Source organism: Bradyrhizobium sp., from assembly GCF_049581145.1.
Classification (GTDB): domain Bacteria; phylum Pseudomonadota; class Alphaproteobacteria; order Rhizobiales; family Xanthobacteraceae; genus Bradyrhizobium.
In genome coordinates this window covers 1-3,997 of record NZ_JBAURI010000336.1, presented here as the reverse complement: position 1 = coordinate 3,997, position 3,997 = coordinate 1, and the positions used below count along the sequence as shown (strand labels likewise).

General features: G+C 64.6%; 3 protein-coding genes and 1 pseudogene. All 4 read right to left on the bottom strand.

Translation table 11 applies throughout. The annotated features are described in order from the left end of the window. Nucleotides 1-11 precede the first annotated feature (11 nt). A complete protein-coding gene (locus WCB02_RS11075; protein ID WP_423958187.1) occupies nucleotides 12-1,280 on the bottom strand; it encodes an AAA family ATPase in 1,269 nt (422 codons plus the stop codon). After that, nucleotides 1,277-2,017, bottom strand: coding sequence for a CpaD family pilus assembly protein (locus WCB02_RS11070; RefSeq protein ID WP_423958186.1), 741 nt, complete (start codon nucleotides 2,015-2,017; stop codon nucleotides 1,277-1,279). The genes WCB02_RS11075 and WCB02_RS11070 overlap by 4 nt, the downstream gene beginning before the upstream one ends. 23 nt (nucleotides 2,018-2,040) lie before the next feature. After that, nucleotides 2,041-3,501, bottom strand: a complete 1,461-nt coding sequence (locus WCB02_RS11065) for a type II and III secretion system protein family protein (protein WP_423958184.1) — start codon at nucleotides 3,499-3,501, stop codon at nucleotides 2,041-2,043. Between the two features lie 281 nt (nucleotides 3,502-3,782). Continuing rightward, nucleotides 3,783-3,997, bottom strand: a pseudogene (locus tag WCB02_RS11060) (peptidase); the annotation flags it as partial.

Genomic DNA, 3,997 nt, shown 5'->3' with positions numbered 1-3,997 from the left:
CTCCACTACGTCTACTTCCCGCGCAACTTGTCGATCAGGGGCGACAGGAACGACCCCCGCGACTTCTTGCTCTCGCTGCGGCCCATCAGCCGCTGCGCCATCTGCAGAAACATCTCGGTGGTGCGATGGCTCGCGGAGATCTCCGCGATCATCTGCCCATTGTTGGCGGCCGAACCGAACATCTGCGGATCGAACGGGATCGCCGCGATCGGTTGGCTTTCGATTGCCTTGGCGAATTCGCCCGCGTTGATTTCCGGCCGCTTCGGCACGCCGACCTGGTTCAGACAGTAAAGTGGCGCACGGTCGTTGGGACGCGCGGCCTTCAACAGGTCGTAAATGTTCTTGGTATTGCGCAGGTTGGCAAGATCCGGCGAGGCGACGATCAGAATGTCGTCCGCCCCGATCAGGGCGCGCTTGGTCCATCCCGACCATTGATGGGGAACATCGAGCACGATGCAGGGCATCGTGGTGCGCAGCGTGTCGAAGATCGAGTCGAACGCCTCCGCGCCGAAATCGTAAACCCGCTCGAGCGTGGCGGGCGCGGCCAGCAGGCTCAGATGGTCGGTGCATTTCGAGAGCAGGCGATCGATGAAGGCGGTATCGACCCGGTCGGGCGAGAACACCGCGTCGGCGATGCCTTGCGGCGGGTCCTGATTGTAGTCGAGACCGGCGGTGCCGAAGGCGAGGTCGAGGTCGGCGACGACGGAATCCATCGCGAGATCGCGCGCGATGGCCCAGGCGACGTTGTGGGCGATGGTCGAGGCGCCGACGCCGCCCTTGGCGCCGACGATCGCGACGATGCGGCCGACCGATTTGGCCTCGGGCGCCGAAAACAGGTTGCAGATCGACCGCACCACGTCGATCGCGGTGACCGGCGCGATGACATAATCGCTGACGCCGCGGCGGACCAGTTCGCGGTACAGTGCGACGTCGTTGATGCGACCGATCACCACGACGCGGGTGCCGGCGTCGCAGACCGTCGCGAGCTGATCGAGGCCGGCCAGGATGTCGGTCCGCACATCGGATTCCAGTACGATGACGTTCGGGGTGGGGGCCGAGCGGTAGGCTTCGATGGCCGCGGCCATGCCGCCCATCTGGATCTTCAGGTGGGCCTTGCCGAGCCTGCGGTCCTCGCCGCCGGCCTGCACGGCGGCCGCGGTTTCCACCGTCTCGCAGAAGGCCTGCACCGATACGCGCGGAGCCGGCGCGATATGATCGTCCGCAGGCGGGGCTCCGGTCGCCGGCTCGTCTTGCGGATTTTGGCGGGCGTAGCTGATCATTTGCCGGTGTCGCTGAGCTTGGCCTTGTCGGCCTCAGGATATGTGGTCGTGGTTGTCGAGCCCTTACGATACTTCTCGAAGGCTTCGCTGCGCCGCGTCGTGTAGGACGGCGTCTCCGGCCGGGGCTGCACGAGGTCGGAGGGATTGTCGACCATGGCCGCCATGTTGCGCTGATAGGCGCAGCCGAAATTGTAATAGGACTTGTTGTCGTAATAACTCTTGTTCTTGATCGAGGGCCCGAGATCCTCCGGCCAGAGGCCGCAGGGGCCAGCGACCGCCGCAAGCTTGGGATAGCTGAGACGGATCGGGGCCATCTGGTGCGGGTCCTGGGGATGGTATTTATGCACCATGAAGCCGCGTGGCGGCACGCCCGCGGCTGCCAGTGTCGCCTGGATCTCGCGGAAGGCGTCGGCGGCCGCCCGCGCATTGGGGGTGTCAACCGGCACATCGGCCGTGATCGCGCCCGTTCCTTCGTGGGACCAGCTATGCGCCAGCTCCACGACATCCGCACGCTCCGGCGCGGAGAGGCCGCCGCGGCCCTGGCCGACGAACACCACGATCGAATGGTTTGCTTCCTCGATGGCGATCGGATGGCGCAAGCGATAGTCTTCGGGAATGCTCGCCGTGGACACCGCCTCGTCCGTGTGGGTGCAGGCCCCGAGCGCCACGGCGAGGCCGACCAGCGCGCCTGGCATGCGCAGCGCGCGGTTGCGTCGAAGGAATGTTCTGGCTGTCATCGGTTTCAAGTCCTTGCCACGCCTTAGTCGGTGATAAAGCCGTAAGTGCCGTGGTAATTCTGCGCCGGTTCCGGGCGGCCGGGCACGCCATAGATGCGATTGATGTTGCCGAGCAGATCGGCCTGCGGATCGGATGCGGCGGCAAAGCCGTCATCCGGACGCGACAGGTCCTTCTGCGCGACCGCCCGCACAATATAGGGCGTCACCAGCACCATCAGTTCGGTCTGGCGGCTGGAATAGTCGCGGCTGCGGAACAGGGCGCCAAGGACCGGCAATTCCATCATTCCGGGCAGGCCGTTGACCGCCTGCTTGGTCTGATCCTGGATCAGGCCCGCCATCGCCATCGAACCGCCCGAGGGAATCTCCAGCGTGGTGTCGACCCGGCGGGTCTTGACCGACGGAATGATCAGGTTGTTGAGATTGAGCGAATTATCGTTGGAGACTTCGGAGACTTCCGTCAGCACCTTCAGGCTGATCCGGCCTTCGCTCAGCACGATCGGCGTGAAGTTGAGCGAGATACCGAACTTCTTGTAGGAGATCGTTGGTGCGCATTGCCCGATCGAGCCTGACGCCGTCGTTGTGCAGGTTACGCCGGTCGGCACCGGAAATTCGCCGCCCGCGATGAAGGTCGCGGACTCGCCGGAAATCGCCGTCAGATTGGGCTCGGCCAGGGTTCGCACCACGCCGGCGCTTTCCATCGCCCGCAGGGTGGTCTGCACGGATGGGGCCGCCCCGAACGCCGTCGTGAGGGCATTACCCGAGACCAGCGGCGCTCCGTTCGCCGTGAATGGGTTGGTATTGGTGAAATTGACGACCGCCGTGCCGTAGTTCAGGTTGGCCGTCAGATCGATGCCCATCTGCTTGATGATCGTGCGCGCGACTTCGGCGACGGTGACCTTGAGCATCACCTGGTCCTTGCCGCGGACCACGATCGAGTTGACGACCTTATCGGCGCCGCCGACCAGCCGCGCGGCCAAATCACCGGCCTGCTGCGCGTCGATCGGATTCGCCGCCGTACCGCTCAGGACGACGCCGTCGCCGAGGCCCTCGATCCGGATGTCGGAATTGGGCAGCGTCTGCTTGATCGCCGCGCGTACGCCGTTGAGATCACGGGTGACGGCGATGTCGTACGCGGCGATCTGCTGGCCTGCCGCGTCGAAGAACACGATATTGGTCTGGCCGACCGCCGCGCCGATGATGTAGGCGCGCTGCGCCGAACGCACCACGGCATTGGCGATCTTGGGGTCGGCGACCAGCACATCCTTGATGTCGCGCGGCAGGTCGATCACGATGGATTTGCCGATGCCGAGCGCGAGCGAGCGGGCGTTGATCTGGCCGTCGGCGACCACCGGACTTGTTGCGCGATAGTCGCCGGCTGCGACGGGGGTCAATGCCGGGTTGAGCGTCAGCGCGGCCACCGCCGAAAATGACAGGGCGCGGACCAGCAAGGTCCGCATTGTCGGCCGCTTTACCCTCCACTTCATCATCTGTGTCCTCTCGGTCACTGCTGCGCCGTCATCGAAGCCGAAGTGCCGACAGCGAGGCCAACGCCGGCCGCGCGCGAATCAACCGCCGAGCCGGTTTCGATCTCCGAGCGCCGCTCTCGATTGCCGGGACCACAATGTGCGGGATATTCATACGCTTCACTTTCCACATGACGCCGCGACGCTTGCGTCGCCGTGATGTGGAGTTGACCAGCTATTCGTCAAAGCATGGTTAATGAGGCGTATCTAAATCGCCTTAACCACTAGTTTAACGGGGATGATCAGTGCAGGCCGAAGCGGGCGATGTCGATCGCCTTCACCCACTCGGTTTCCGGATAGATCATCAGCGCGCCGATCGCGAGCGCGATCCCGTAGGGAATACCGCTGTCCTTGGCGTGCAGCTTCGTGAGCCAGGCCTGCCCGGTCAGGACACAGGGCAGCGGCCATTGCCGGAACTGCAGCAGCAGCAGCGTCAGCGCGCCGCCAAACAGGGAGG